The organism is Methylobacterium sp. FF17, from assembly GCF_025813715.1.
Lineage (GTDB): Bacteria > Pseudomonadota > Alphaproteobacteria > Rhizobiales > Beijerinckiaceae > Methylobacterium > Methylobacterium flocculans.
This window is the reverse complement of sequence record NZ_CP107532.1, coordinates 5,073,977-5,098,985: the sequence shown is the minus strand read 5'-3', so window position 1 is coordinate 5,098,985 and position 25,009 is coordinate 5,073,977. Positions and strand designations below refer to the sequence as shown.

Here is a 25,009-nt window from a genome sequence, read left to right as displayed (position 1 = left end):
GACGGCGGGGATGGTCGGTCAGAGGCGTGCGGTGCTGGTCTCGCGCAGCAGCAGGGCCCCGATGATGGCGGTGCCGGCGGCGATGACGACGGTGTACCAGAGGCCCGCGAAGACATCGCCGGCGCTCACCACCATCGAGGCGGCGATCAGGGGAGCGAAGCCCCCGATCCAGCCATTGCCGAACTGCAGCGCCACCGACACGCCGCTGTAGCGGATGTGGGTGGGGAAGAGCTCGACCAGCATCGCCCCGAGCGGGCCGTAGACCATGGTCGCGAGGAAGACGAGGACGAACAGCAGCCCCACCATCATCGGGGCGTTGACCTGGGCCGGATCGGCCTTGAGCGGCATTCCCGCCTCGACGAGGGCGGCCTTGAGCGCCGGCTCGTCGAAGCCCTCGAAGGCACGGTCGCCGAGACGCAGGGTGAAACGGTCGCCGGGCTCGACGGTGTACGGCACGGCGTAGGCCGTCAGGAACGACTTGGCCTTCGAGCAGGGCGTGGTCTTGGCAGGGGTGAACAGCTGCGTGACGACCGATTGCTCGGCGATGCACTCGGCTCCCTGGAGCGCGACCGCGTGGCTCGCCCGGAACGCCGCAAGGCGCGGATTGCCGTAGGTCATCAGCCCGTTGAAGACCGGGATGAAGAGGAACGCGGACAAGGCGCAGCCGGCGATGATGATCCACTTGCGGCCGATGATGTCGGAGAGCCACCCGAACACCACGAAGAACGGCGTTCCGAGAACGAGGGCAATCGTCAGGTAGACGTACGCCGTGCTCGCATCGAGCCGCAGGGTATTGGTCATGAAGTACAGGCTGTAGAAGTGGCCCGTATACCAGATCACGGCCTGACCCGCGACGGCGCCGAAGATCGCGATCAGGACAATCTTCAGGTTGCGTTTCTCGCCGAGGACTTCCTTGATCGGGTTCTTCGAGGTCTTGCCCTCCGATTGCATCTGCTTGAAGACCGGCGACTCGTGCAGCTTCAGCCGGATGTAGAGCGAGAGCAGCAGCAGGCCGACGGAACCGACAAACGGGATGCGCCAGCCCCAGGAGGCGAAGGCCTCGGGCGACATCGCGTTGCGGCAGACGAGGATCGCGAGGAGCGAGAGCAGGAGGCCGCCGGTCGCGGTGATCTGGATCCAGCTCGTGAGGAATCCGCGACGTCCGCTCGAGGCGTGTTCCGCCACGTAGGTGACGGCGCCGCCGAACTCGCCGCCGACCGCCAATCCCTGCAGCAATCGCAGAAGGACCAGGATGACGGGCGCCCACCAGCCGATCTGAGCGAAGGTCGGCAGGAGGCCGACGACCGCCGTCGCCAGCCCCATGATCAGCATCGTGATGAGGAACGTGCGCTTGCGGCCGACGACATCCCCGAGACGACCGAAGACGAGGGCGCCGAACGGCCGGAGCACGAACCCGGCTCCGAAAGTGGCCAGCGAAGCGAGGAAGGCCGCGGTCTCGTTGCCGGGCGGAAAGAAGAGGACCCCGAAGAAGGCCGCGAGGCTTCCGTAGATGAAGAAGTCGTACCATTCGAACACGGTGCCGAGGGCGGCGGCGAGCACGACGCGGCGGGTGTCGGCCGGATCATGGATCCCGGGAGACGGTTGATCGAGCGTGGAGCCCTGGCCGCTGATGGGTGTCGTGGCGCTGGTCGACATCGGTATCCCCTCGTTCTGATGATGACTTGCCTTGAATGGAGCGTGACGGCCCGGTCCGGAACCGAGGTCAGCGGAGCGCGTAACGGCCGAGGAACTCGCGGAAGACCGCGTTGAAGGCGTCGGGCTGCTCGATCATCGGGAAATGCGCCGCATCGGGGATCACCGTGAGCATGCTTCCGGGAATGCCGTCGGCGAGCGCGCGGGACTGGGCCGGCGGCGTGATGGCATCCTCGGCACCGACGACCACCAGTGTCGGCACCGCGATCGAGGCGAGTTCGGACCGGCTGTCGCTCGCGTTGAGGGACCGAATCGCGGTGCGCGCGACGTGATCCGGGGTCTGGATGACCTCGTTCTTGGCCCATTGCACGAGCGCGGCGGGGGCGCAGGCGGCGAAGGATTTTTCGATGACGTTCTGGCTCGCCGTGGCGACGCCGACGCTGTCGATGGCGGCGATCACGTTCTCGACCTTCACGTCGGGTCCGAGGCCATGCGGGGTCGCACCCACCAGCACGAGCGACGTGACGCGGTCCGGGTACTGGAGCGTGAAGCGCTGGGCGATGGTGCCGCCCATGGAGAGTCCGACGAGCACGCAGGACTCGATCTCGAGCTCCGACAACACCCGGTCCACGTCCGACACGAATGCGTCGATCGTGTAGAACCGGTCGTCCGGATGCGGTGAGACGCCGTGGCCCGGAAGGTTGATGCGGATGACGCGCCAATCCTGCGAGAAAGGCGCGACCTGCTCCTTCCAGAATTCGGCGGTGGTCGTGAAGCCGTGAACGAACACGATCGCGGGTCCCTGACCCGTGATCTCGACGACGCTGTCGCCAATCACTCGCCGCTGATTCTTCGTCACGCCGATGCTCCGGAGGGTTGCTGGACCTGCTGAGACAGGGCAACTCGGACGCCACATCGGAACGGCCAGCCTGAAATAGATCAAGATATTGATTTCGTGAGGGTAATTTCGCGAACTCGGTGATCGGCGACGCATTGACGGCGCGCGGGGCGCCCCGTATCGTCGCATCGATGACACTTCTGTCGCAGATCTGAGACGTCATGCACGTTCCGCTCGCATGGCCCGCAGCGGGTACGGACGACGCACAGATGCTTCGTCTCCTGCTGGACCACGTCTCGGATTGCCTGGTCGCCGTCGACGGCGCCGGGCTGATCGTCCTGATCAACCGCTCCTACTGCACCTTGCTGGGTGGCCGGGAGGAGGACTTCCTCGGCCGGCACATCACCGACGTCATCGGACCCCAGACGCGCCTCCATCTCGTCGCCCAGGGTGACAAGCCGATGTCACCCTTTCCCCTGGAGGTACGCGGTCACAAGCTGCTGGCGCGCCAGACCCCGGTCCTGAAGGATGGAAAGCCGGTGGGGGCCATCGGCGTAGCTCTGTTCTCCAGCTCCTCCGCCCTCCGTCGTGCCTACCAGCGTTTCGAGAGCGCCGTCGCGGTTCCGGCGACGACGGCAGCCTGGCGGGCGAAATTCGATCTCGGTCACCTGATCGGTGACGACCCCGCGATGGAGGAATGCAGGTCACGCCTGAGATCGGCGGCCGACACGGACTTCCCGGTGCTGATCGATGGCGAGACGGGGACCGGCAAGGAGCTCGCCGCCCACGCCCTTCACGCCGCGTCGTCCCGAGCCGACGGACCGTTCGTCACCGTCAACTGCGCATCCATTCCCGCCGAACTCGTCGATTCCGAGCTGTTCGGTTACGAGGGGGGCGCGTTCACCGGTGCGGCGAGCACCGGCAAGGTGGGGAAGATCGAACTCGCCTCCGGGGGTACGCTTTTCCTGGACGAGATCGGCGACATGCCGCTTCGCCTTCAGGGCAGCCTGCTCAGGGTGCTGCAGACCGGGGAGATCGTGCGGGTGGGCGGTACGCGGCCGATTCCGGTGGACTTCAGGCTGGTCTGCGCCACGCACCGGAAGCTCGAGGAATGGCTGGCGACGGGAGCCTTCCGAAGCGACCTCTTCTATCGCATCGCCGTCCTGAGGGTCCGGATGCCCGCCTTGGGCGAACGCAACGACTTCACGATGCTGGTGGACGCATTGCTCGGCCGTATCCGCGAAACGAGCGGCATCGTGAACCGGGCGCTGACGGAGCCGCAAATGCGCCGATTGCAGTCCCACCGCTGGCCGGGAAACGTACGCGAACTCGAAAGCGTCCTCACCCGATTTCTGGTGATGGGTGATATTGAGATCAGCCGGATCCCCGGTACAGATTCCATCGGCGAAGCGGAGGCGACCGGCAACCTGAAGGCGCTCACGGATCGCCAGCGCTCCCAGACGGCGGAAGAAGCTCTGGCCAAGGCCGGCGGCGACGTGGACGACGCGGCCCGCCAGCTCGGGATCAGCCGGTCCCAATTCTATCGGATCCGGTCGAAGGGAAGACGCACCGACAGCGGATGAGATACGCCGAGCGCGGTGCGGCCCCGAACGGGTCGCCGATTCCGCGTGACGGCCTCGGCGCGGCCCTATTGCGTGCCGCCGCCCTCGTTTCGGCCAGCGAGTTCTGCCCGGGCCACGTCGACGGGTCGGCGTGCTTCCCCGCGTTCCGCCGCTTCCGGGGTCGGCAAAGGCAGGCCCAGCAGGGTGGCGATCGCAATCCCGTCCGATCCGCCCAGCAGGTCCGCCAAGGTATAGCGATCGAGAACGGCAAGAAATGCGGCCAGCGCCTCCCCGAGGGCGCGCCGCAAGCGGCACGGTGCCGTGATCGCGCAGGCACCGCTCGCGAAACACTCGACCAGCGCGAGGTCTTCCTCGGTCTGGCGCACCACGGCTCCGACGACGATCTCCGCAGGGGGCCTGGCGAGCCGCAATCCGCCACCGCGCCCTCGGATGGTACGGATCAGTCCCAGGCGTCCGAGCTGGTGCACCACCTTCGTGAGATGGCTTTCGGAAATGCCGTAGGCCCGCGCGATCTCGGCGATCGAGCTCTGTCGCGGCTCGTTCAGGCCGACGAAGATGAGGGTCCGGAGGGCGTAGTCGGTGTAGCGCGTCAGACGCATGGCAGCTCCCGTCGCCGGCTAAGGTATATCTCGTTTGCACCTTTTCAATCGGCGTCGTATAAGGTCCATATCCAATGAACCTTATGAGAGATGCAGATGCCGACCCCTCTCGCTCCGGCCACCATCGCCCTGATCAAGGCCACCGTACCGGCCCTGGAGGGACACGGGCTCACCATCACCAGCCGCATGTACGAACGCCTGTTCGCCGATGCCGGCATCCGTGAACTCTTCAACCAGTCGCACCATGGCGAGACCGGGTCGCAGCCCAAGGCGCTGGCGCAAGCCGTGCTCGCCTACGCCCGCAACATCGACAACCTCGGCGTCCTCGCAGGCGCCGTCGAGCGGATCGCGCAGAAGCACGTCGCCCTGAACATCCTGCCGGAGCATTACCCCTACGTCGCCGATGCCCTGCTCGGCGCGATCCAGGACGTGCTCGGCGAAGCCGCCACGCCGGAGATCTGCGCGGCCTGGGGAGAGGCGTACTGGTTCCTCGCAGAGCTACTGATCGGACGTGAGGCCACGATCTATCGGGATCTCGCCCGGAAGTCCGGCGGCTGGAATGGCTGGCGCGAGTTCATGGTCGAAAGCGTCACCCAGGAAAGCGCGACGATCCGTTCCTTCGTGCTGGTGCCGGCCGATCGGCAGCCGGTGTTGCAGCACGAGCCGGGCCAATATCTCGGCCTCCTGTTCGACATCCCCGGTCGGGGCGCGCTCCGGCGCAACTATTCCATCTCCTGCGCCCCGAACGACCGCGCCTATCGCATCACCGTGAAGCGGGAAGCTTCCCCGGATGTGCCGGCGGGCATCGTCTCGAACTGGCTGCACGACCATGCCGGGCCGGGCACGTCGGTCAGGGCCGCTCCGCCGGCCGGGGATTTCTTCCTCGATCGGGGCACCGACGCGCCCGTCGTCCTGGTCAGCGGCGGCGTTGGGCTGACCCCCATGATCAGCATACTGGAGACGATCGCCGCGACCGCGCCGGAGCGTCCGACCTGGTTCGTCCACGGCGCCCTCAACGGACATGTCCACGCCATGGGCGCACATGCGCGGGCCCTGACGGACGGCCACGAGAACCTGCACGCCCAGGTCTTCTATGCGGAGGGGCACGCGCAGGAGGGCACGGACGGACAGCCCGCCGAGGCCGGCCTGATCACGGCGGAATGGCTGGTGACGCACACCCCGCGGGAGCAGGCGACCTACTATCTGTGCGGCCCCAAACCCTTCCTGGGCGCACTCGTGAACGGTCTCCTGCGCAACGGAGTCCCCCTTGAGCGGATCCGCTTCGAGTTCTTCGGCCCCGCCGATGAGTTGATCGAGGCACCGAGACAGGCCGCCTGAGCGCGTCCCGGCCACCGCCGCCGCCGAGGTCCGACCTCGCCAAGCTTGAAGGACCTCGTCCCGATCCGACGAGGTCCACCGGGACAGAGATCCATGAGTCCCGGAGCGGCCTCCTCCCCCGGGACCCGACCCGTCGTCGTGGCCGGTCGTCGGCAGCGGTATGGTCGCCCTCGTGGCCGTCGCGCTGGCTCCCGATGTGGTCGCGCAAGCGGCTCTGAGCCGTGGCACAGGGGACGCTGGTCCTCGGGACCGCGTTGCCGCTGACCGCCCCGACACTCTGGGCCATCGCCGCGTCGGCGGCTCTCGTGAGCGGTACGTTCATGGTCGTCAGTATGGCGGGCCTACAGCGCGCGTGTAGCGCCCCGACAACGCACCCCCTTGCTGGCGCGGCTGACCGCAGCCTTCGCCGCCGGGCGGATCGGCGGACCGGTATCGATCTGGATCATCGGGGCCAAGGCCTGGGCCGACTTGGACGCCCTGAGCCTGGTCAGCGCGCTGGCCAGGCTCATGCGGCGGCTCACCGCCGCATGAGGGTGGCACGATCCCCGTCGATCGGCATCGGCGCGCGATCGGCGGCAAAAGCCGCCGATCGGTGATCGTGCGGGCCTATTCCATGGTCGGCATGACGAAGTCGGCGCCGGCGCGGATGCCGGTGGGCCAGCGGGTGGTGATGGTCTTGAGGCGGGTGTAGAAGCGCACGCCCTCGGGGCCGTGCATGTGGTGGTCGCCGAACAGCGAGGCCTTCCAGCCGCCGAAGGAGTGGAACGCCATCGGCACCGGGATCGGCACGTTGATGCCCACCATGCCGACCTCGATCCCGTGCGCGAACTCGCGGGCCGCATCGCCGTCGCGGGTGAAGATCGCGGTGCCGTTGCCGAACTCGTGCGCGTTGATGAGCCGGGCGGCCGTGGCGTAGTCGGGCGCCCGCGTGACCGCGAGCACGGGCCCGAAGATCTCCTCCTTGTAGATCGACATCTCCGGCGTGACCCGGTCGAACAGCGAGCCGCCGAGGAAGTAGCCGTTCTCGTAGCCCTGGAGCTTGAGGCCGCGCCCGTCCACCAGCAACGCGGCGCCCTCGGCCACGCCCGCATCGATGTAGCCGCTGACCTTGTCGCGGTGGACCTTGGTGACGAGGGGGCCCATCTCGGCCTCCGGGTCGGTGCCGGGGCCGACCTTGAGGGCGCGCACCTTCGGGATCAGCTTGGCGACCAGGGCGTCGGCGGTGGCCTCGCCCACCGGCACGACCACCGAGATCGCCATGCAGCGCTCGCCGGCCGAGCCGTAGGCCGCCCCCATCAGCGCGTCCACCGCCTGATCCATGTCGGCGTCGGGCATGACGATCATGTGGTTCTTGGCGCCCCCCAGCGCCTGCGCACGCTTTCCGTTGGCGGTGGCGGTCGCGTAGATATACCGGGCGATCGGGGTCGAGCCGACGAAGCTCACCGCCGCGATGTCGGGATGGTGCAGGAGGGCGTCCACCGCCTCCTTGTCGCCCTGCACGACCTGGAACACGCCGTCGGGCAGCCCGGCTTCCTTCAGCCACGCCGCGATCAGCAGGGCCGTCGAGGGGTCGCGCTCGGAGGGCTTCAGGATGAAGCAGTTGCCGCAGGCGAGCGCGACGGGAAACATCCACATCGGCACCATGGCGGGGAAGTTGAACGGCGTGATGCCAGCCACCACGCCCAGCGGCTGGCGCAGGGAATGGCTGTCGACGCGGGTGCCCACATTCTCCGTGACCTCGCCCTTGAGGAGCTGCGGGATGCCGGTGGCGAACTCGACGACCTCGATGCCGCGCTGGATCTCTCCGGCTGCATCGGAGAGCACCTTGCCGTGCTCGGCGGTGATCACGGCGGCCATCTCACCGATACGGTCCTGGAGGATGCCGAGGAAGGTGTTGAGGATGCGGGCGCGGCGCAGCGGGGTCGTCGCCGCCCAGCGGGGGAAGGCCGCGCGGGCGCTGGCGACGGCGGCGTCCACCTCGTCGCGGCTCGCCAACGCGACGGTCCCGGTCTGCTCGCCGGTCGCGGGGTTGAAGACCGGCGCGGTGCGGCCTGAACGGCCTTGGACGCGGGCACCGCCGACGAAGTGCTCGATGGAATGAACCTGAGCCATTTGATCCTCCCGTGATGGGCGGCGCGTATCACCGCCGGTGTGGTCGGACCTTTTCACCCTACATTTTTTGCTGTTCAATAGCGGTCTACGCCAAACCGATGTGCGCAAAATAATGTCCATGAACTGGGACCACCTGCAGGTCTTCCTCGCGGTCGCCCGGCAGGGCCAGATGCTGGAGGCGAGCCGCAAGCTCGGCCTCAATCACGCGACTGTGGCGCGCCGCATCGAGGCCTTGGAGAGTGCGCTCGGCACCCCGCTGTTTCACCGGCGACCCAACGGTTCGGCGCTGACCGATGCCGGCGAGCACCTGGTCCCCACGGCCGAGCGGGTCGAGGCGGAGATCCTGGCGGCTGCGGCACGGCTCCGCGCGACGGAAGCCGAGCCGAGCGGGACCGTTCGCATCGGCGTGCCGGACGGTTTGGGCAACCTGTTCCTGGCGCGCGAGCTCGGCCTGCTGGCGACGCGATACACGAACCTGGTGATCGAGCTCGTCCCGCTGCCCCGCTCGTTCTCGTTGTCGAGACGGGAGGCCGATCTCGCGATCGGTCTCGACCGACCGGCACATGGGCGCCTCACACTTTCGAAGCTCACGGACTACACGCTCGGACTCTATGCGGCGCGGACTTATCTCGAGCGCGCAGGACCGGTGGCGAACGAGGACGATCTCGCTGGCCATGCCGCCGTCATCGGCGTGGACGACTACGCCTATGCGTCGGCCCTCGATTACATGGCCTTCCTGCAAGGCCGGGCACGGAGCGTGTTCCGCTGCGCCGGTGCCATCGGTCAACTGGAGGCGGTTCGCGCCGGGGCCGGGATCGGCATCCTCCACGACTTCGCCGTGTCCGAGTGCCCCGACCTCGTCCGCGTGCTGCCGTCCATCGTGTTCCAGCGAACCTACTGGCTGCTCTCACATCCCGAGAGCCACGAGGTCCGCCGCGTCGCGGCCTGCCGCGATTTCATCCTGCAACGCGTCCGCGAAGAGAGACGACGCTTCCTCCCCCGGGGAGCAGGGACTATTCCGCGACCTGAAGGCCAGTCCGGAGCGTAGCGAGTTCAAGGCCCTCCTTCGGCAGGAGATCGAAGAGCTCATAGGTGCAGTCCAGGAAGCGTTCGAACGCGGCGGTCAGCAAACTGTCCCGGCGATAGACGATCAACGTCTGTGCGATGCCCGCCCCATCCGGAAGGGCATGGATCGAGACCCGCCCGCTGCGCTGCATCGGTTCGGCGACCACCCGTGGCAGCAACGAGATGCCCATGCCCGCCTCGACGCAGCCGATGATCCCGTCCAGGGTCCCGAACTCCATCCGGCGAACGTGCACCAGACCATGGGCGCCGAGGAACCCTTCCAGCCGCAGGCGGTAGGAACAGCCGGTCTTGAACACCAGCACACGGGCTTCCTGCTTGCTCGCCAGCATGGCCACGACCTCGTCGTGACTGCGGAGCTTCGTGCCGGCGACGAGCACGAGTTCCTCGTCCAGCACCGGGACGGCGGTCAGGTCGTCCTGGCTGATCGGCCCGGAGACGAACGCGGCTTCGATCTTCCGGTCCAGCACCGCGGCGATGAGCGACTTGGTCGGCCCGAGTTCCAACTCGATATCCACCTCCGGATACTTGCCGGTATAGGTCGTCAGCAGACGGGGCAGCCGGAGCGCCGCCGTGGTTTCCATCGAGCCCAGGCGCAGCGATCCGCGCGGGGTCTCGTCGGACAGGACGGCCTGCTCGGCGTCGGCCAACAGACGGGCCACCTGTGTCGCGTAGGGAAGCAGGCGCTCACCGGCCCTGGTCAGCGTGACCCCCCGCGTGCCGCGGTAGAACAGGGGGGTGCGCAGGGCCTGCTCCAACGCGCGGATGCGCCCGGTGACGTTGGATTGCACCGTGTTCAGCACAGTCGCGGCTCGACCGATCCCGCCTGCTTCAGCGACAGCCGCGAAAAACATCAGGTCTGCACTATTCATGACATCTCGATCCGCGATGGGTGCCATCTGAAGGAATCATTATTCCTGAAATCTACGCTCGGCTACATAATTTTCCCCAGGACCGAGTCGGCAGAAGAGCCCGACGGGCGCCGGAGGCAATCATGGCACTGCGAACCCGTCTGACCGAGGCGTTCGGGATCCGTCATCCCATCGTTCTCGCCCCCATGGACCCGGCTTCGGGTGGCGCCCTCGCCGCCGCGGTCAGTGCCGCCGGCGGCCTCGGACTCATCGGCGGCGGCTACGGCAACCGTGAGCTTCTCGAGAGCGAGTTCGCCAAGGCGGGTAATCAGCGCGTCGGTTGCGGGTTCATCACCTGGTCGATGGCAAAGGATCCCGTGCTGCTGGACATGGCGCTGGCGCACCGGCCCGCGGCGATGATGCTGTCCTTCGCCGATCCCGCACCCTTCGCGGCGAAGATCCGGGCAGCCGGCGTCCCGATGATCTGTCAGGTGCATAACCTGGAGCATGCCCGTCGCGCACTCGATGCCGGCGCCGACGTCCTGGTGGCCCAGGGCACGGATGCCGGCGGTCACGGCCTCACGACGCGTGGCACCGTCACCCTCGTCCCGAGCGTGGCGGACATGGTCGCACGGGAGCGCCCGGAGGTTCTGGTGCTCGCGGCCGGCGGCATCGCCGATGGACGCGGCATCGCGGCGGCGCTGATGCTCGGGGCGGACGGCGCGCTGCTCGGAACCCGGTTCTGGGCCACGCAGGAAGCCTTGATCCACCCCTCCGCCAAGGCGCGTATCCTCGCCGCGACCGGCGACGAGACGGTGCGGACGTCGGTCTATGATATCGTGCGCAATCGTGCCTGGCCGGCCGAGTACACCGGCCGGTTGATGCGCAATCGCTTCATCGAGACCTGGCACGGCCGCGAGGAGGAGTTGCGCGGTCTGGCGGCCGAGGAGCGCGAGAAGGTCGAGGCTGCGGACCGGAGCGGCGACCACGACATCTCGAACGTCACCGTCGGCGAGGCGATCGGCCTCGTCCGGGACCTGCCGCCGGCGGGTGCGCTCGTCGAGCGCCTGGCCGCCGAGACCGAGGCGCAGCTCGCATCGGTCTCCCGCGCCCTGATCGCCGCCTGATACCGTGTCTCACGGACCCGAACCGCTGGTCGGGCCCGTCGAGGTCCGGCGGACGGCCGCCACCGCGCCGTCGCGCGGTCGGACCTCGATGGGGTGGGCTCATCGAGGCCTGGTCTGACATCCTCCCACGCAACGAGGTGAACCATGCCCCTGCTACGTTTCGATCTGGTCCAGGGCCGCAGCCCCGCCGAGCTGCAGACGCTGCTCGACGCGGCCCACCAGGCCATGCTGGAGGCCTTCGAGGTGCCGCCCGGCGACCGCTACCAGATCGTGCACGAGCATCCGCCCGCGCACTTAGTGGTCGAGGACACGGGCCTCGGCATCCCGCGGACGGACAAGCGCGTGGTCCTGCAGGTGACGACCAGGCCTCGCAGCCGCGAGATGAAGGAAGCCTTTTACCGGCTCCTCTGTCAGTCCCTGCAGGAAAAGTGCGGGATTCCGCCCACCGACGTGGTGGTATCCATGATCAGCAATACCGACGACGACTGGTCGTTCGGCCACGGCCGGGCGCAGTTCCTGACCGGCGAACTCTAAATCCCTCTGCAAGCAGAAGATAAAATCTATCTGCAGGAAGTCTGCCGAATATTCAAATATAAAATATCTTGAGGCACTGTATCGGGCAGCAGTTGGCGCATGACGTGCCTTTGCGGTCTCCATCATCGGATCATCGGAGGCAGACCATCATGGAACCGGGCAAACCACCGCTGCGCGCGCCCGATACGCAGAACGTTCATCTGGGCGTGACTCTCACCGTCATTCTGATGGCGGCCTATTTCGGTTTCGTGGCGATGGGGGCGTTCGCGCCCGCGCTGCTGGCCAAACCGGTCCTGTCCGGCGGCACCGTCACCTGGGCATTCGCCTATGGCCTGTTCGTCATCGTCCTCGGCGTCGTGTTGACGGGCATCTACGTGCTGGCCGTCAACCGCGCCGACGCGCGCCTGTCAGGGAAGTGAGCGCCATGTCCGTGCATCAACACGCGGCCCGCGCCGCCCTCAGCGCCGCGGCCCTTGGGCTGGCCACGCCGGCCTTGGCGGCGGCGGGCGGGAACTCCGGTCTCAACCTCACGGCGATCGGGCTTTTTCTCGCCTTCGCCCTGCTGACCCTCTGGATCACGTGGAAGGCGGCCCAGCGCACCAAGTCGACCGACGACTTCTACGCGGCCGGCGGAAACATCACGGGATTTCAGAACGGCCTCGCCATCGCCGGCGACGCGATGTCGGCCGGCGCCTTCCTGGGGCTCACGGCCCTGGTCTTCTCCTCCGGCTTCGATGGGCTGATCTACGCCATCGGCTACACCACCGGCATGCCGATCGTGGTGTTCCTGCTGGCCGAGCGCCTGCGCAAGCTCGGACGCTACACCTTCACGGACGTGGTCTGCTCGCGGCTCAGCGAACGCCCGATCCGGATCTTCGCAGCCTGCGCCTCGCTCGTCGTGGTGGCCTTCTACCTGATCGCCCAGATGGTCGGTGCCGGTCAGTTGATCCAGCTGCTGTTCGGCCTGGACTACCTCTACGCGGAGTTCCTCGTCGGCGTGCTGATGGTCTGCTACGTCATGTTCGGTGGCATGGTCGCCACCACCTGGGTGCAGATCATCAAGGCCGGCCTGCTCCTCGCCGGCGCGACGCTGATCGTGGTCCTGGTGCTGGCCGCCTACAGCTTCGACTTCGGGGCCTTGCTGGCGCAGGCGACCGCGGTCCATCCCAAGGGCACCGCGATCCTGGCGCCGCAGGCCGCCCCCAAGGACCCGCTCTCGGCGCTGTCGCTGGGCCTCGCCCTGATGCTGGGGACCGCCGGGTTGCCGCACATCCTGATGCGCTTCTTCACCGTGCCGGATGCCCGGGCGGCGCGCGTATCGGTGTTCTGGGCGGCGACGTTCATGAACTACTTCTACGCCCTGGTCTTCGTCCTCGGCTTCGGCGCGCTCGTCATGACCGCCGGCAACCCGGCCTACATCGATGTGGGCGGCGCGCTGCGGGGCGGTGGCAACATGGCGGCGATCCACCTCAGCCATGCGGTGGGCGGCAACGCGATGATGGGGTTCATCTCGGCGGTGGCCTTCGCGACGATCCTGGCGGTGGTCTCCGGCCTGACGCTGGCCGGCGCCTCGGCGGTCAGCCATGATCTCTACGCCGGCGTCATCCGCCGCGGGCGCCTCGACGAGAAGAGCGAGGTGCGCATCTCACGCATCGCGACCTTCGTGCTCGGTCTGGTCGCCATCGGCCTCGGCATCGCCTTCAAGGGTCAGAACGTCGCCTACATGGTCAGCCTCGCGTTCGCGGTGGCCTGCTCCTCGACGTTCCCGGTCCTCCTGTTAGCGCTCTACTGGCGTGGACTGACGACGGCCGGCGCCGTGGCCGGCGGTACCGTCGGGCTCCTGAGTGCCCTTGGACTGACCTTGGTCGGACCGGCGGTCTGGGTGAAGGTGCTGGGCAATCCGGCGCCCCTGTTCTCCATGGACCCGCCGACGCTGGTGACACTGCCGCTGGCCTTCGCGACCTGCTGGCTTGTCTCCCGTCTCGACAGGAGCGCTCAGGCCGCCAACGACCGCGAACGCTTCGACCTCCAGCAGCAGGCCGCCTGATCCGCCGACCGCCTGCAGGTGCCGACCACGGGATCCGCCGTGGTCGGCACGATCCCGTGGCCAAGGCATCCGGATTTCCGATGGGGGGCATCTGTAGGAACCATTATACCTGACCGCCTCGGTCGACTACATGCCAGCCCACTCGGTTGCCTGCGCCGCGATGGGGCCACGCCAGGGATGCGGCCATGATCTTCACGCTGTTCGCGAAGTCGGTCGGCGCGCATGCCGTCGCGGCGCGGGTCCGCGAGATCGTCGCTGCGCTCGACGAGGACACGATCGACTACGACGCGGAGCCACCCCTGGGCGAAGGCCTCGCACCACGGCTTATGCGAACGACGGTGACGGCCTGCGGCCGCGCCTCGGACTGGTCCGACGTCACGGTGACGTTCGATTCCCTCGATTCAGGGATCGGCGACGAGCGATCCCGTCGCTGAAAGGATTGGACCACATGTCTCAGATGGCGCGCCTAATCGATCTGCTCGGGGTGGTTCACCCGATCGTGCAGGCCCCGATGGCCGGCGTCTCCACGCCGGAGTTGGCGGCGTCCGTCTCCGACGCCGGCGGTCTGGGCTCGATCGGCATCGGGGCCAGCACGGTGAGCCAGGCGCGACGGATGATCGAGGAGACCCGCGCCCGGACCGACAGACCGTTCAACGTCAACGTCTTCTGCCATCCGGCCGCCAGGCGCGATCCGGCGGGCGAAGCCGCCTGGCTCGCGCACCTCGCGCCTCTGTTCGCGGAATTCGATGCCGCCGTTCCGGAAACCCTCAACGAGATCTACAAGAGCCACCTCGACGACGAGGAAGCCTTCGCGCTGCTGCTGGAGACCCGGCCACCGGTGGTGAGCTTCCATTTCGGACTTCCGCATTCGAGCCGCCTGTCCGCCTTGCGCGAGGCCGGCATCCGGACCATGGCCTCCGCGACCAATCCCGATGAGGCCGCCCTGATCGAGGCCGCCGGCATCGACATCGTCATCGCCCAGGGCATCGAGGCTGGTGGGCATCGCGGCACGTTCGACACCGAAGCCCATGACCCGGGCTTGAGCACCGCCGTCCTCGTCAGCCTGCTGGTGCGGCGGACCGGCCTGCCGGTGGTCGCCGCCGGTGGGATCATGGACGGGCGGGGGATCCGCGCGGCACTCGAACTGGGCGCTGCGGGTGCGCAGCTGGGCACGGCGTTCATCCTGTGCCCGGAAAGCGCGGCCAACGAAGCCTACCGCGCCGCGCTCCGGAGTGACCGAGCCTATGATACCCGCCTGACCACGGCGATCTCCGGCCGCCCTGCGCGCGGTCTCACCAACCGCCTGATCCTCCACGGCATCGCCCCCGGCTGTCCGCCGGCCTGTGCCTACCCGCTCGCGTACGATGCCGCGAAAATCCTCCACGCAGCCGCTGCGAGCCGGGGGAGCGATGCCGCCGCGGCACATTGGGCCGGGCAAGGTGCCCCCCTGGCTCGGGAAATGCCGGCGGCCGCGCTCATCGCCCGGCTCGTTCAGGACGTTCGAGGGGCGTGAAACACAGGTTCAACGGAACGTCCGTAGCCTGACCGCACACGCAGACACGACTCAGATACTATCTATGTCGTGATGAAATTCGAATACCGAGCAGTAAACCACCCTTGTCATGAGCAATTCGACTGCTCGCTACCGCAACCCATGGCTCGTAGACCGCATGCTGCCGACACCGTCCCAGATCCTGCGTGCACGGAAGCTTCTGAACCTCACCGTCGTTCAATTGAGCGAAGCTGCCGGTGTCAGTCGCGCGACCGTGACCCGCATCGAATCCGGCCGCTCGCCACAGAAATTGACATTGCATGTTCTCGCCAAGTCGCTGGAAGCGGCGGGAGCCGATTTCCTGATCGACGGCAGGGTGATGCTCAAATCTCCCCAGACGGATCATGCGGCATGATCGGGGAGGGGAGGTCGTTGTTTCGGCAACGTCGGATACCATTTGCCTGCGGCAGAGGTCGTAACCTCGCCGACTGAATTGAGCGCCCCAGCGCCTTTCGCTCGTTCCGCCATCATCACACAACCGACGATTCCCGGACTTCGGCTCCGGGCCACGGGATGCCGGCCAGCGAAGATCGAGAGCGACGGCATTCCCGGCCTCCTGCCGGCCTGACGTTGCCCGACTCAGAGTGCCGGCCTGCTCCGAAAAATGTCGCGACGTCTCTAGACGACCGGTCTAATCAGGGTTATATCCGGGTCATGGCACAGGTCAACGGCAACACCGACGTCCGACAAGGCATCCTCGACACCGCCCACCGCATCGTGGGTGCCAAGGGGTTCTCCGGCGTCGGCCTCAACGAGATCCTGGCTTCGGCCGGGGTGCCGAAGGGGTCGTTCTACCATTACTTCGGCTCGAAGGAGGCCTTCGGCGAGGCGCTGCTGGCGGACTACTTCGCGGATTACCTCGCCGATATCGACGCCACTCTCGCGGAGCCCGGCCTGACCCATGCCGAGCGCCTGATGAACTACTGGGGCAAGTGGCAAGCGACGCAGGGGAGCATCGACTATCAGCGCAAGTGCCTCGCGGTGAAGCTTGCGGCAGAGGTCTCCGACCTCTCCGAACCCATGCGTCTCGCGCTCAAGAGCGGGACAGCGGGGATCCTCGCCCGGCTGTCGGCCGCCATCGCGGCGGGCATCACCGAGGGTTCGCTGAAGGTCGCGGACGAGCCGCCTATCACTGCCGAGACACTGTATCACGTCTGGCTCGGCGCGAGCCTCATGGCGAAGATCAACCGCACGGACGCGCCGTTCCAGGCGGCGATGGCCACGACGCGGCGCATCCTCGGGTGTCCCGAGGACTGACGGAAGCGTGTCCGCTCTCCATCGCGCCAGCTTTCAAGCCGACTGGTCTACTCAAAGATGGTCCAGCCAGTCGGATCCCCTCAGGACCGCATCACCAGGAGCCACCGACATGAAGATCCTCATTGTTCTGACCTCGCACGACCAGCTCGGGAATACCGGCCGCAAGACCGGCTTCTGGTTGGAAGAGCTCGCCGCTCCCTACTACGTCTTCAAGGATGCGGGCGCGGAGATCGTGCTGGCCTCGCCGAAGGGTGGCCAGCCACCCCTCGATCCCAAGAGCAACGAGCCGGCGAACCAGACCGAGGCGACGCACCGCCTCGAGGCCGATACCGAGGCGACGGCCGCCCTTGCCCGGACGGTGCCGCTCGATACCGTGACGCAGGACGGATTCGACGCGGTGTTCTACCCGGGCGGTCACGGTCCGCTCTGGGATCTGGCGGAGGATGCCGCCTCCCGGCGGATCATCGAGACGACGCTTGCAGCCGGCAAGCCCGTCGCCCTCGTCTGCCACGCGCCGGGCGTCCTGCGGCACGTCACGGCCGAGGACGGCGCTCCGCTCGTCCGCGACCGGAAGGTGACGGGCTTCACGAACTCCGAGGAGGATGGCGTCCAGCTCACGCAGGTGGTGCCGTTCCTCGTGGAGGACGAGTTGCGGCGGCTCGGCGGCGACTACAGCAAGGTCTCCGACTGGCAGCCCTATGTCGTAGAGGACGGCCTCCTGATCACCGGGCAGAACCCAGCCTCCTCCGGCCCGGCCGCCAAGGCTCTGTTGGTGATCACGGAACGGTTGGCAGCAAACCCAGCCCCTGCAAGCGCCGGCTGAGGCCGAACCGTCCGTCCCCGTGAACGGCGGCTCGGTTTCGGCCGGCCTCGACAGCGAGGGCCGACGCGTCGGCGGAACACACAAGGGCCGGGCTCCAGCGTGACGCCGCGCTGGGCCCCGCCCGGCAGGCGGATCAACGAAGTCGATCCCGACGCGGTGGAGTACGGGGAGGGATTGCCCGAGGATATCTCGGCAGCCGACCGATCCTGCTCCGTTCTGCTCGGGTCATGATTTGACGCCGATCCACATTGCCAATCGCTGGACTGCGCGGGACGTTCGGTCCTCCTCTCCCGCGCGCCGCGGCAGGCGGTCGCCGCGACCAACCCCGGATTTGGATGCAAGCGCGGCAATCGACGCGGTTCCGTCAGGGAGGCACCGACGGTCCCCGATCCCCCGAGGATCCTGGGTCGAACGCACCGCGTGTCCTGAGGGTGGCCGTGCACGCCATGATTTCGTGCATTTCTCGTCTAGATTGAAGATATGGACGATGCACTCAAGCCTGATTCCCACCTGAACCGACGCCGGGCGCTCGGTGCCGCCGTCGTCCTGCCCTTCGCCGTGATCGGCGGCGGCGCGGCGGGAGCGGGTCTCGCACCTTCAGGGCGATCATGCATTCTGACCCCGCAATCGGTCGAGGGGCCCTTCTACTTCGATCCGCATCTCGTGCGGTCAGACGTGACGGAAGGACGTCCAGGGGTCCCATTGGTGCTTCGCATGATCATACTCGAAGCCGGGCCCTGCACACCTCTCGGCGGATCGCGGGTGGACATCTGGAGTGCCGGTGCCGATGGCGAGTACTCGGGTTATACGGGAGGACCCGGCGGATCCGGGTCGGCCGGGACGTTCTTGCGCGGCACGCAAGTGACGGATGCAATCGGGCAGGTCGTGTTCCGCACGGTTTACCCTGCCTACTATCCCGGACGCACGCCGCACATCCATTTCAAGGTGTTCTTGGATGACCGCAACGTACTCATGGGCCAGACCTATTTCCCAGACGCGTTGAGCGAGTACCTATTCTCCAACGTTTCGGCCTATCGCGGTCGATCGCAGGCCCGCGATACGTATAACAGCACGGATATGCTTGCGCGAATGGACCCGGGCCGTCTGGCGTTCTGTGACGTGAAGGAGGCCGCCGATCATTACGCGGCCACCTTGATCGTGGGTGTGGATCGCCAGGGCGTGGTCCTGTCCGGAGGTCCCGACGTGGCTCGTCCCGGCAGCCCGCCTCCAGGTCCGCCGCCTGGACCGCGCCGTTCGAATGAGCCGGCGATCATCGTGCCGGGCGTGCCCTTGTCGGCTCAACGGCAAGCCTGAGCGAGCCCCTGCTTCGTTGCTTCCGTACGAGCCCGTCAGGCGGGGATCATGGCGGCGGCCAGGATGTGGATCGGCATTGAAGCCTGATCCCTCCCGAAACTCTGCTTAAGTCATTGCGAATGACGCCAAAAATTTCTTGGAGGGAGGGTCACGATCGGCGCCGATCGTGACCCCACGAAAAACCTAGATTTACTCGTCCTATTAAGGCGTTAGGAACACCTCTGCCAGGGTCATGATGCGACGCCGATCCACAAGTTGGCTGTTCACGCGTGAGATGGCCTCGGGCGCAGTCGTCCAGGTTCCGAACGCGTATGCGCCCCCGTCTTTTCCCATCAACGCGGTCACCGCTGCCGGACGGCGCATGCCCGTCCGCGTGCGACGGTTCATCGACTTCCTCGCCGCAATCTGCGCCGAGGAGCCGGAACTGCGGTTCGGCGACGATCAGGGCAGCAGGACGCGAATGGCTCAGGCGCGGACGCGAACGGAAGGACGCTCGACCGCCCCTTCTCGCCGTTCCGCACCAGCGCCCACGCGCGCGGCGGCGGGCATCGCGGATATTTCCGGAACCATGGGACACCAACGGACTTTGCGCATGCCGGCCTCGGCTCCGACGGACCTGGCCGATCGCAGTCCCGGAGCAGGCACGATCGCCGGGACACCCCATGTCGGACGCCGAAGGCGAGGATGCCGTGCCCCGTTTCGAAAGCAATTGGCTTCATACGACGACCCGCAACGCCACCGAGCGCCATCTCGGGCGGACCCTGCGCGCGATGTACGACGCCATGCCGTCGGTGCCGCCCTCCGATGACCTCTGCGCTCTGTTGCGCCGGCTCGACGCGCCACCCGGGGACGACGTCCAGTAGGCTTACCCCTGCCGGGCGCGCTCTTCGCCGAAGCGGATACCGGCTCGGAACAGGAAGGCGCATCGGCAGCGAGATTCAGGGCTGACCCTCATCGCAACGCGACTGGGAAGGGCTCTAGTGGGCCGGCGGTGCGTCCTCGGCCTGCAGGCCGCCGAGCGGCGCATCGATGGTGCAGACGACGCCGGTGATCGGGTAGGTCAGGTCGACCTCCCCGCCGAAGCTGCCGGCCAGTCCGCGGCCGATGAGGCGCGACCCGAAGCCGGTGCGCGTCGGGGGGACCACGATGGGCCCGCCTTCTTCCGACCAGCGCAGGGCGCAGCGAAGTTCGCCGCCCTCGTCACGGACCTCCCAGGTCACCGATACCTTGCCCTCGGCCGTCGAGAGCGCGCCATATTTCGCCGCGTTGGTCGCGAGCTCATGCAGCATCAGCGACAGCGACATCGCCGCCTTGGCGCCGACGGTGAAGGTCGGCCCTTCCACGACGAAGCGGCCCGGGTTGTCCTCGTGGCTCCTCAGGGCGCCCTCGACAACGGTCCCGATGGGGGCCGAACCGATGGAGCCGCCGAGAAGCAGGTCATGGGATTTCCCGAGGGCGATGAGGCGCCCGGCCAGCACGTCCTTGGCCGTGTCGAGATCGGTGGCATTGCGCATGGTCTGCGTGGCGATGGCCTGGACCATGGCCAGCATATTCTTCATGCGGTGGCCGAGTTCGAGGTTGAGCGTGCGCTGCCGCTCCTCGGCCTCGATCCGGGCGAGCGCGGCCCGAGTCCGGTCCGCGATGTTATTGGCGAAACTGATCTCCTCCGGCGTCCAGGCATACGGCTCGACCTTCAGGGCGAACAGCAGGGCGACGAACCGGCCGTGCTCCATCAGCGGCAGGTTCAGGAGCGCCTGCACGTGGATGGCCGAGAGCGCATCCGCGTCAGCCGCCGTGCGGGGATCCCTGGCGACGTCGTCGATGACCACGGCCTGACCGGCCTTGAGGTTGTCGATGTAAGTGCCGTAATCCCGGAACCCGTGCACCCCGCCGATGCTGGTCAACCCGAGGGCGGTCCAGCCCTCCCCGACGGCGATGGTTTCCCGGTCGTGGTCCACGGCCCCGTAACCGGCATGGGACAGGCCCAGCGTCCGGCCGAGGATCCCGGCCGCCACCCGTGCGATCTCGGCCTTGTCGTCCGTGTTGCGCAGGCGGTCGCCGAGCTCCGCGAGGGCGGTCCGCCTGGCCTCGGCCTGCTTGCGCTCGGAGACGTCGATGAACATCGCGGCGAAGCGGTCCTCCGTCTCGCGATAGGCGCGGACTTCGAACACGCGCGCGAGCTCGGGCACCGCGATGTCGAACACCTCCGGGGTGCCGGTATCGACCACCCGGGCGTAGGTCTCGATCAGCCAGTCGGGAATACCCGGGATGACCTCCCGCACGGTGCGTCCCACCGTCTCGACGGGCAGTCCGGATTGCGCCGCGAAGGCCGGGTTGATCTCGATGAACCGATAATCCGTTGCCTGCCCAGAAGCATCGCGAAGAATCTTGCCGCTGAAGAAGCCCTCCTGCATGCCTTCGAACAGGCGGCCCCAGCGCCGCTCGCTCTCCGCGATCGACTGCTCGGAGGCCCTTTGCCGGGTGATATCGCGCGAGACTGCCAACAGGCGCTCGGGCCGACCGTCAGCCCCCCGGATCGGCGTGACCTGCACGTCCCACCACTTCGGCGTACCCTTGAGGGTTTCGGCGGGTCCCTGGAAATGCCCCGTGCCCCCCGACAGGGCCGTCCAGAACGCCGCCCTGGCGTCCGCCTGCGCCTGTCCCTGCCAGAACCCGGTCCAGTCGCGGCCCTCGACCTGGCTGAAGGCGTCGGCCTCCATCACGGCGAGGCCGCCCTCGTTCATGAAGGTCAGCCGGGCGTCGGGGTCGAGCACCTTGATGCAGTCGGCCGAGGAGGCGAGAACGCCGCGCATGAACGCGGCATCCGCCTGCTCCTTGGCGGCAGCGTTCCGCTCGGCCGTACGATCCCGCAGGATCTTCAGGAAGCCCTCGTGCCGGCCGCCCTCGTCCATCAGCGGCATCATCTCGCCGTTGGCCCAGAACAGGGTCCCGTCCCTGCGCAGGTGCCAGCGCTCGTCGGCGCCGCGCCCGTGCAGAAGGGCCGCACCCATCTCCTTCTCGGGGATGCCCTCGGCCACGTCCTCCTCGGTGAAGAACACCCCCGCCGGCCGGCCTCGCATTTCGGCCTCGGACCAGCCGAGGATCCGTTCAGCCCCCGGGGACCAGCTCGTCACGAGGCCCTTCAGGTCCATGGAGACGATGGCGTAGTCGATGGCGCTTTCCAGGATGGCCTTGTTACGCCGGTCCTCCTCCCGTCGCAGGCGCATGGAGCGTCGCAGCTCCAGGGTCGTCACGACCTGGTGCGCGAGCGTGCGCAGCACGAAGGCCTGCGACGTCGTCAGCTTGTTCGGCTTGGTGTCGAGGACACACAACGCACCGAGAGCGACGCCATCGGCGGTCCTGAGCGGGGCGCCCGCGTAGAACCGAACCTCGGGCCCACCCGTGACGAGCGGATTTGCCGAGGTCCGCGGGTCACGCGTCAGATCCTCGATCTCGAACACGTCATCCTGTCGGACCGTGAGGGCGCAGATCGATTGGGACAGGGGCGTCTCGCTCTGGTCGAAGCCGAGTTCGGCCTTGAACCACTGGCGCTCGCCATCGAGGAGCGAGATCAGCGAGACGGGCATGCCGCAGACCTCGGACGCCACCTTCACGAGATCGTCGAACTCGGCCTCGGCGGGCGTGTCGAGGATGTCGTAGCCGGCCAGCGCGGCATGCCTGCGCGCCTCGATCCCAACGCTTCGGTCGACCATGCCCCGTGCCGTCCGTTTTCTTCTCATCGTCCGCATTCGGACGCCGCCACCGGAACGGGGTGTCCCGACGACTTCCGAATACGGTTCGATCCATCGTCGCGGGGGGACTAAGACGGGCCGCCCCGCGCCCTGTCAACGGCGCGGCGCGAGAGGCACCCAGGCCCGTCCCGGCGAGGTCGAACCGGAGCACGACATCGCGGGGAGGCTCGAAGCGTACCGCCATCTCGATCGTGCCGCGGCGACCGCGCGTCGAAGGTACGGTCGGCGGTTCGCTGGTCTTCGTCCGATCCGGTTCGGACCACGGCGCCGGAGCCTACTTCCGGAGCGGCCCGGGATGTTTTTCCGCGGGCATCGTGATCCGGACGTGATGGCGGATCAGATTCGAGCTGAACGGCTTGTCGATGAACGTCGCCCCCTCGGGCAGGTCGTCGTCTCCCGGCTTGACGTGACCCGAAGCGACGACGATGGCGATGTGGGGCCACTTCTCGGCCGTGCGACGCGCGAGGTCGAACCCATCCCCGTCCCCCGGCATCTGCACGTCGGTGAACAGCAGATCCACCCTGTCGTGATGCTCACCCAGCACCGTCATCGCCTGGGTGACATTCATGGCTTCCAGGACCTCGAACCCGGCGTCCTCGAGGATGCTGGTCGCGTCCATGAGGATCAGGGCATCGTCGTCGACGACGAGGGCACAGGGAGCGTCGGACGAGGAAGGCAAAGTCATATGAACCAAAGGCGCGCCCGGACGAGAGGTTGCCGCGCAACAAAGGTTTCTTTCGGAGCCCAGAGCGGTATCGGACGCCAGCGTACGTTCCCCGCTCCGGGTCGCGGATGGGCACACCGAGCCGACATTGGGACCTATCCGACGAGCACGACCGCCTTTCCGACATGGCCCGGCGTGTCGATCTCGCCGACAATGAAGTGCGCCACGTTCGCCCGTGAGATCAGGCCGTTCCGCCAGGAGGAGGGCTCCGTCAGGACCTTGTAGCGTCCCGTTGCCGGGCCGGGCGTCAGGACGCCGGGCCGGACGAAGGTCCAGTCCAGACCGCTCCTGCGGATGCGCATCTCCTGGGCGTCCTTGTCGTCGTAGGCCCGCCCCAGGACGAGGCGGAAGGGCACGCGCTGGAGCAGGCCGATGGCATCGCGGCTGTCACCCGTACCGAAGCCCGTGACGGCGAGGATGCGCCGGATTCCGGCTTTCTCCATGGCCGGCACCAGCACGTTGGTCGCGTCCGAGAACAGGGTCACCGGTCCGAGCAGGTTCTTCGCCGGAACGCCCAGCGCCTGCACCACGACGTCGATCCCCTCCAGGGCGGAGGCCACGTCGCCGGCGTCCACCGCATCGCCGGGGAAGCGTTCCAGGCCCTCGCCCGACAGCGGCATATCCGCGGCGGATCGCGCGAAGGCCCGCACGCGGTGGCCGGCCGCCAGGGCCGCCTTCACGGTCTCCAGGCCGATGCCCTGGCTGGCGCCGATGACGAGGACGTGGGCCATGTCGGTTTTCCTGGAGATGGGGGGGTGGCCGAGACGGATATTCGTCGCGGGAGAAGGTTCAGGCAGCCGGCACGCGCATCTCGAAGCGCAGGCCCGTTCCGCCGATCTCGCGCACGAAGCTGCCGCCGAGGCTTCGCTCGATGGTCTGCCGCAGCAAGCGAGACCCGAAACCGCCGCCATCGGATGCGACCGCCCCGGAGGGCGCGGATTCCTCGACCCAGGCCAGCGTCAGGGCGTCGCCGGTGACGCGACCCGTCACCGTCAGGGTTCCCCCGCCGGACAGGGCGCCGTACTTGGCCGAGTTGGTGGCGAGCTCGTGCAGGATCATGGCGTAGTCGTTGACCGTGCCGGGGGCCGCCACGGCGGCGTCATCGATGTCGATCCCGATGTTGCCGCCATTCAGGTAAGGGGACAGGATCCGCTCGGCGAGGGTCCGCAGCCGGACGATGCCCTGGTCCCCGATCTGCGCCCGCGTCGCCAGGGCGGTCGCCTCGTGCAGGACGCCGAAGCGCTTGGAGAGGTCCTCGGCGAAGTCTGGGGTCGAGGTGGCGCCGCGGGCGACGATCGCCGTGAGCGAACGGGCGACGGTGAACATGTTCGAGACGCGGTGGGCGAGCTCGGCGGTCAGGAGCCGCTCCGCTTCCTCGGCGCGCTTCTGTCGGGTGACGTCGAGGAAGATGGCCTGGACCCAATCGCCGACCTTGCCGGCCTCCCCGCCCACACCACGGGCCGAGACCCAGCGCGCAGCTGGGCCGGCACCGATGCGGAAGTCGAAGCTGTAGGGCTGCGGCTCGGTCTCGCTCGCCGCCCAATCGAGCATCATCGTGTGACGGTCCTCAGGGTTCACGCGGGCGAAGAGGTCGTCGATGGGGACGATGGAATCGGATGTCTCCCAGAACTCCTGGCAGAGCCCATCGAGCTGGGCCAGCCGACGCGTCGGCGACCAGGCCCAGAGGGCGACCCCGCCGCGGTGGATGGTGTCGGTGAAGCTCGCGAGCGTCCACACGTAGCCGTTCGGGTCATGGGTCTCGGACATGCATTCCCTGGGGTGGTCCCGGGCTTCGACGGCGAAGGCCGCGGCGCCCGGGGGT

General features: G+C 67.6%; 24 protein-coding genes. 15 read left to right on the top strand and 9 right to left on the bottom strand.

From position 1 onward, the window contains the following. Positions 1–18: 18 nt before the first annotated feature. Positions 19–1,656 carry an MFS transporter gene (locus tag OF380_RS24405; RefSeq protein ID WP_264048230.1) on the bottom strand — a complete coding sequence of 546 codons (1,638 nt, stop codon included), beginning with the start codon at positions 1,654–1,656 and terminating at the stop codon, positions 19–21. Positions 1,657–1,723: 67 nt separating this feature from the next. Continuing rightward, positions 1,724–2,512 carry an alpha/beta fold hydrolase gene (locus OF380_RS24400; RefSeq protein WP_264048229.1) on the bottom strand — a complete coding sequence of 263 codons (789 nt, stop codon included), beginning with the start codon at positions 2,510–2,512 and terminating at the stop codon, positions 1,724–1,726. 248 nt (positions 2,513–2,760) lie between these two features. On the opposite strand from OF380_RS24400, the gene OF380_RS24395 reads away from it, so the two are divergent. Continuing rightward, positions 2,761–4,074, top strand: a complete 1,314-nt coding sequence (locus tag OF380_RS24395; protein ID WP_264048228.1) for a sigma-54 interaction domain-containing protein — start codon at positions 2,761–2,763, stop codon at positions 4,072–4,074. Between the two features lie 65 nt (positions 4,075–4,139). On the opposite strand, the gene OF380_RS24390 is transcribed toward OF380_RS24395, so the two are convergent. Continuing rightward, positions 4,140–4,673: an Rrf2 family transcriptional regulator gene (locus OF380_RS24390; protein WP_264048227.1), complete on the bottom strand. Its 534-nt coding sequence runs from the start codon at positions 4,671–4,673 to the stop codon at positions 4,140–4,142. A gap of 96 nt (positions 4,674–4,769) precedes the next feature. Between OF380_RS24390 and hmpA the strand changes: the two genes are divergently transcribed. Both hmpA and OF380_RS24380 read left to right on the top strand, forming a co-directional pair. After that, the gene (hmpA, locus tag OF380_RS24385; protein WP_264048226.1) at positions 4,770–6,011 is read left to right on the top strand and encodes an NO-inducible flavohemoprotein; all 1,242 of its coding nucleotides are present in this window, start codon (positions 4,770–4,772) and stop codon (positions 6,009–6,011) included. 378 nt (positions 6,012–6,389) lie between these two features. Then, the gene (locus OF380_RS24380; RefSeq protein ID WP_264048225.1) at positions 6,390–6,542 is read left to right on the top strand and encodes a hypothetical protein; all 153 of its coding nucleotides are present in this window, start codon (positions 6,390–6,392) and stop codon (positions 6,540–6,542) included. Positions 6,543–6,617: 75 nt separating this feature from the next. Here the strand turns inward: OF380_RS24380 and OF380_RS24375 are convergent, their stop codons facing one another. Then, positions 6,618–8,123: a CoA-acylating methylmalonate-semialdehyde dehydrogenase gene (locus tag OF380_RS24375; RefSeq protein WP_264048224.1), complete on the bottom strand. Its 1,506-nt coding sequence runs from the start codon at positions 8,121–8,123 to the stop codon at positions 6,618–6,620. 118 nt (positions 8,124–8,241) lie between these two features. Here OF380_RS24375 and OF380_RS24370 point away from each other — a divergent pair, with 118 nt between their 5' ends. Further along, the gene (locus OF380_RS24370; protein ID WP_264048223.1) at positions 8,242–9,171 is read left to right on the top strand and encodes a LysR family transcriptional regulator; all 930 of its coding nucleotides are present in this window, start codon (positions 8,242–8,244) and stop codon (positions 9,169–9,171) included. Here the strand turns inward: OF380_RS24370 and OF380_RS24365 are convergent. Next, positions 9,137–10,105, bottom strand: a complete 969-nt coding sequence (locus OF380_RS24365; RefSeq protein ID WP_264048222.1) for a LysR family transcriptional regulator — start codon at positions 10,103–10,105, stop codon at positions 9,137–9,139. The two genes, OF380_RS24370 and OF380_RS24365, sit on opposite strands and share 35 nt — an antisense overlap. A gap of 95 nt (positions 10,106–10,200) precedes the next feature. Here OF380_RS24365 and OF380_RS24360 point away from each other — a divergent pair, with 95 nt between their 5' ends. The 11 genes from OF380_RS24360 to OF380_RS24310 all read left to right on the top strand — a co-directional run bounded on the left by OF380_RS24360 (position 10,201) and on the right by OF380_RS24310 (position 19,574). Next, positions 10,201–11,184, top strand: a complete 984-nt coding sequence (locus OF380_RS24360; protein WP_264048221.1) for an NAD(P)H-dependent flavin oxidoreductase — start codon at positions 10,201–10,203, stop codon at positions 11,182–11,184. 144 nt (positions 11,185–11,328) lie between these two features. Continuing rightward, a complete protein-coding gene (locus OF380_RS24355; protein WP_264048220.1) occupies positions 11,329–11,718 on the top strand; it encodes a tautomerase family protein in 390 nt (129 codons plus the stop codon). A gap of 149 nt (positions 11,719–11,867) precedes the next feature. Then, positions 11,868–12,137, top strand: a complete 270-nt coding sequence (locus OF380_RS24350; RefSeq protein ID WP_264048219.1) for a DUF485 domain-containing protein — start codon at positions 11,868–11,870, stop codon at positions 12,135–12,137. Positions 12,138–12,142: 5 nt separating this feature from the next. Further along, positions 12,143–13,765: a cation/acetate symporter ActP gene (gene actP, locus OF380_RS24345; protein ID WP_264048218.1), complete on the top strand. Its 1,623-nt coding sequence runs from the start codon at positions 12,143–12,145 to the stop codon at positions 13,763–13,765. A 185-nt stretch (positions 13,766–13,950) separates the two neighbouring features. Further along, positions 13,951–14,199 (top strand): hypothetical protein, encoded by a 249-nt coding sequence (locus tag OF380_RS24340; RefSeq protein ID WP_264048217.1) that lies wholly within the window; start codon positions 13,951–13,953, stop codon positions 14,197–14,199. Positions 14,200–14,213: 14 nt separating this feature from the next. Continuing rightward, on the top strand, positions 14,214–15,278 hold the full coding sequence (locus OF380_RS24335; protein ID WP_318784302.1) for an NAD(P)H-dependent flavin oxidoreductase: 1,065 nt from the start codon (positions 14,214–14,216) through the stop codon (positions 15,276–15,278). Between the two features lie 109 nt (positions 15,279–15,387). Continuing rightward, entirely contained in the window at positions 15,388–15,672 is a 285-nt protein-coding gene (locus OF380_RS24330) for a helix-turn-helix transcriptional regulator (RefSeq protein WP_264048216.1), read from the top strand. A gap of 299 nt (positions 15,673–15,971) precedes the next feature. Then, positions 15,972–16,574, top strand: a complete 603-nt coding sequence (locus OF380_RS24325; protein ID WP_264048215.1) for a TetR/AcrR family transcriptional regulator — start codon at positions 15,972–15,974, stop codon at positions 16,572–16,574. 109 nt (positions 16,575–16,683) lie between these two features. Then, positions 16,684–17,397 carry a type 1 glutamine amidotransferase domain-containing protein gene (locus OF380_RS24320; RefSeq protein WP_264048214.1) on the top strand — a complete coding sequence of 238 codons (714 nt, stop codon included), beginning with the start codon at positions 16,684–16,686 and terminating at the stop codon, positions 17,395–17,397. Between the two features lie 480 nt (positions 17,398–17,877). Continuing rightward, a complete protein-coding gene (locus OF380_RS24315) occupies positions 17,878–18,711 on the top strand; it encodes a dioxygenase family protein (protein ID WP_264048213.1) in 834 nt (277 codons plus the stop codon). A gap of 662 nt (positions 18,712–19,373) precedes the next feature. Further along, a complete protein-coding gene (locus tag OF380_RS24310) occupies positions 19,374–19,574 on the top strand; it encodes a hypothetical protein (protein WP_264048212.1) in 201 nt (66 codons plus the stop codon). Positions 19,575–19,688: 114 nt separating this feature from the next. Here OF380_RS24310 and OF380_RS24305 read toward each other — a convergent pair whose 3' ends face one another. From OF380_RS24305 to OF380_RS24290, 4 genes are all read right to left on the bottom strand, one after another. Beyond that, positions 19,689–22,424 (bottom strand): PAS domain-containing protein, encoded by a 2,736-nt coding sequence (locus OF380_RS24305; RefSeq protein ID WP_264048211.1) that lies wholly within the window; start codon positions 22,422–22,424, stop codon positions 19,689–19,691. Positions 22,425–22,737: 313 nt separating this feature from the next. Beyond that, on the bottom strand, positions 22,738–23,148 hold the full coding sequence (locus OF380_RS24300) for a response regulator (RefSeq protein WP_264048209.1): 411 nt from the start codon (positions 23,146–23,148) through the stop codon (positions 22,738–22,740). Between the two features lie 134 nt (positions 23,149–23,282). After that, the gene (locus OF380_RS24295; protein WP_264048208.1) at positions 23,283–23,918 is read right to left on the bottom strand and encodes an NAD(P)-dependent oxidoreductase; all 636 of its coding nucleotides are present in this window, start codon (positions 23,916–23,918) and stop codon (positions 23,283–23,285) included. Positions 23,919–23,976: 58 nt separating this feature from the next. Then, a complete protein-coding gene (locus tag OF380_RS24290) occupies positions 23,977–24,954 on the bottom strand; it encodes a sensor histidine kinase (RefSeq protein WP_264048207.1) in 978 nt (325 codons plus the stop codon). Positions 24,955–25,009: the final 55 nt, after the last annotated feature.

What these genes read in the sequence shown, in the direction of transcription:
- OF380_RS24405 (WP_264048230.1), bottom strand. Translation starts at nt 1,656, where the DNA reads ATGTCGACCAGCGCCACGACACCCATCAGCGGCCAGGGCTCCACGCTC.
- OF380_RS24395 (WP_264048228.1), top strand. Translation starts at nt 2,761, where the DNA reads ATGCTTCGTCTCCTGCTGGACCACGTCTCGGATTGCCTGGTCGCCGTC.
- OF380_RS24390 (WP_264048227.1), bottom strand. Translation starts at nt 4,673, where the DNA reads ATGCGTCTGACGCGCTACACCGACTACGCCCTCCGGACCCTCATCTTC.
- hmpA (WP_264048226.1), top strand. Translation starts at nt 4,770, where the DNA reads ATGCCGACCCCTCTCGCTCCGGCCACCATCGCCCTGATCAAGGCCACC.
- OF380_RS24375 (WP_264048224.1), bottom strand. Translation starts at nt 8,123, where the DNA reads ATGGCTCAGGTTCATTCCATCGAGCACTTCGTCGGCGGTGCCCGCGTC.
- OF380_RS24370 (WP_264048223.1), top strand. Translation starts at nt 8,242, where the DNA reads ATGAACTGGGACCACCTGCAGGTCTTCCTCGCGGTCGCCCGGCAGGGC.
- OF380_RS24365 (WP_264048222.1), bottom strand. Translation starts at nt 10,105, where the DNA reads ATGGCACCCATCGCGGATCGAGATGTCATGAATAGTGCAGACCTGATG.
- OF380_RS24360 (WP_264048221.1), top strand. Translation starts at nt 10,201, where the DNA reads ATGGCACTGCGAACCCGTCTGACCGAGGCGTTCGGGATCCGTCATCCC.
- OF380_RS24355 (WP_264048220.1), top strand. Translation starts at nt 11,329, where the DNA reads ATGCCCCTGCTACGTTTCGATCTGGTCCAGGGCCGCAGCCCCGCCGAG.
- OF380_RS24350 (WP_264048219.1), top strand. Translation starts at nt 11,868, where the DNA reads ATGGAACCGGGCAAACCACCGCTGCGCGCGCCCGATACGCAGAACGTT.
- actP (WP_264048218.1), top strand. Translation starts at nt 12,143, where the DNA reads ATGTCCGTGCATCAACACGCGGCCCGCGCCGCCCTCAGCGCCGCGGCC.
- OF380_RS24340 (WP_264048217.1), top strand. Translation starts at nt 13,951, where the DNA reads ATGATCTTCACGCTGTTCGCGAAGTCGGTCGGCGCGCATGCCGTCGCG.
- OF380_RS24335 (WP_318784302.1), top strand. Translation starts at nt 14,214, where the DNA reads ATGTCTCAGATGGCGCGCCTAATCGATCTGCTCGGGGTGGTTCACCCG.
- OF380_RS24330 (WP_264048216.1), top strand. Translation starts at nt 15,388, where the DNA reads ATGAGCAATTCGACTGCTCGCTACCGCAACCCATGGCTCGTAGACCGC.
- OF380_RS24325 (WP_264048215.1), top strand. Translation starts at nt 15,972, where the DNA reads ATGGCACAGGTCAACGGCAACACCGACGTCCGACAAGGCATCCTCGAC.
- OF380_RS24320 (WP_264048214.1), top strand. Translation starts at nt 16,684, where the DNA reads ATGAAGATCCTCATTGTTCTGACCTCGCACGACCAGCTCGGGAATACC.
- OF380_RS24315 (WP_264048213.1), top strand. Translation starts at nt 17,878, where the DNA reads ATGGACGATGCACTCAAGCCTGATTCCCACCTGAACCGACGCCGGGCG.
- OF380_RS24310 (WP_264048212.1), top strand. Translation starts at nt 19,374, where the DNA reads ATGTCGGACGCCGAAGGCGAGGATGCCGTGCCCCGTTTCGAAAGCAAT.
- OF380_RS24305 (WP_264048211.1), bottom strand. Translation starts at nt 22,424, where the DNA reads ATGGTCGACCGAAGCGTTGGGATCGAGGCGCGCAGGCATGCCGCGCTG.
- OF380_RS24300 (WP_264048209.1), bottom strand. Translation starts at nt 23,148, where the DNA reads ATGACTTTGCCTTCCTCGTCCGACGCTCCCTGTGCCCTCGTCGTCGAC.
- OF380_RS24295 (WP_264048208.1), bottom strand. Translation starts at nt 23,918, where the DNA reads ATGGCCCACGTCCTCGTCATCGGCGCCAGCCAGGGCATCGGCCTGGAG.
- OF380_RS24290 (WP_264048207.1), bottom strand. Translation starts at nt 24,954, where the DNA reads ATGTCCGAGACCCATGACCCGAACGGCTACGTGTGGACGCTCGCGAGC.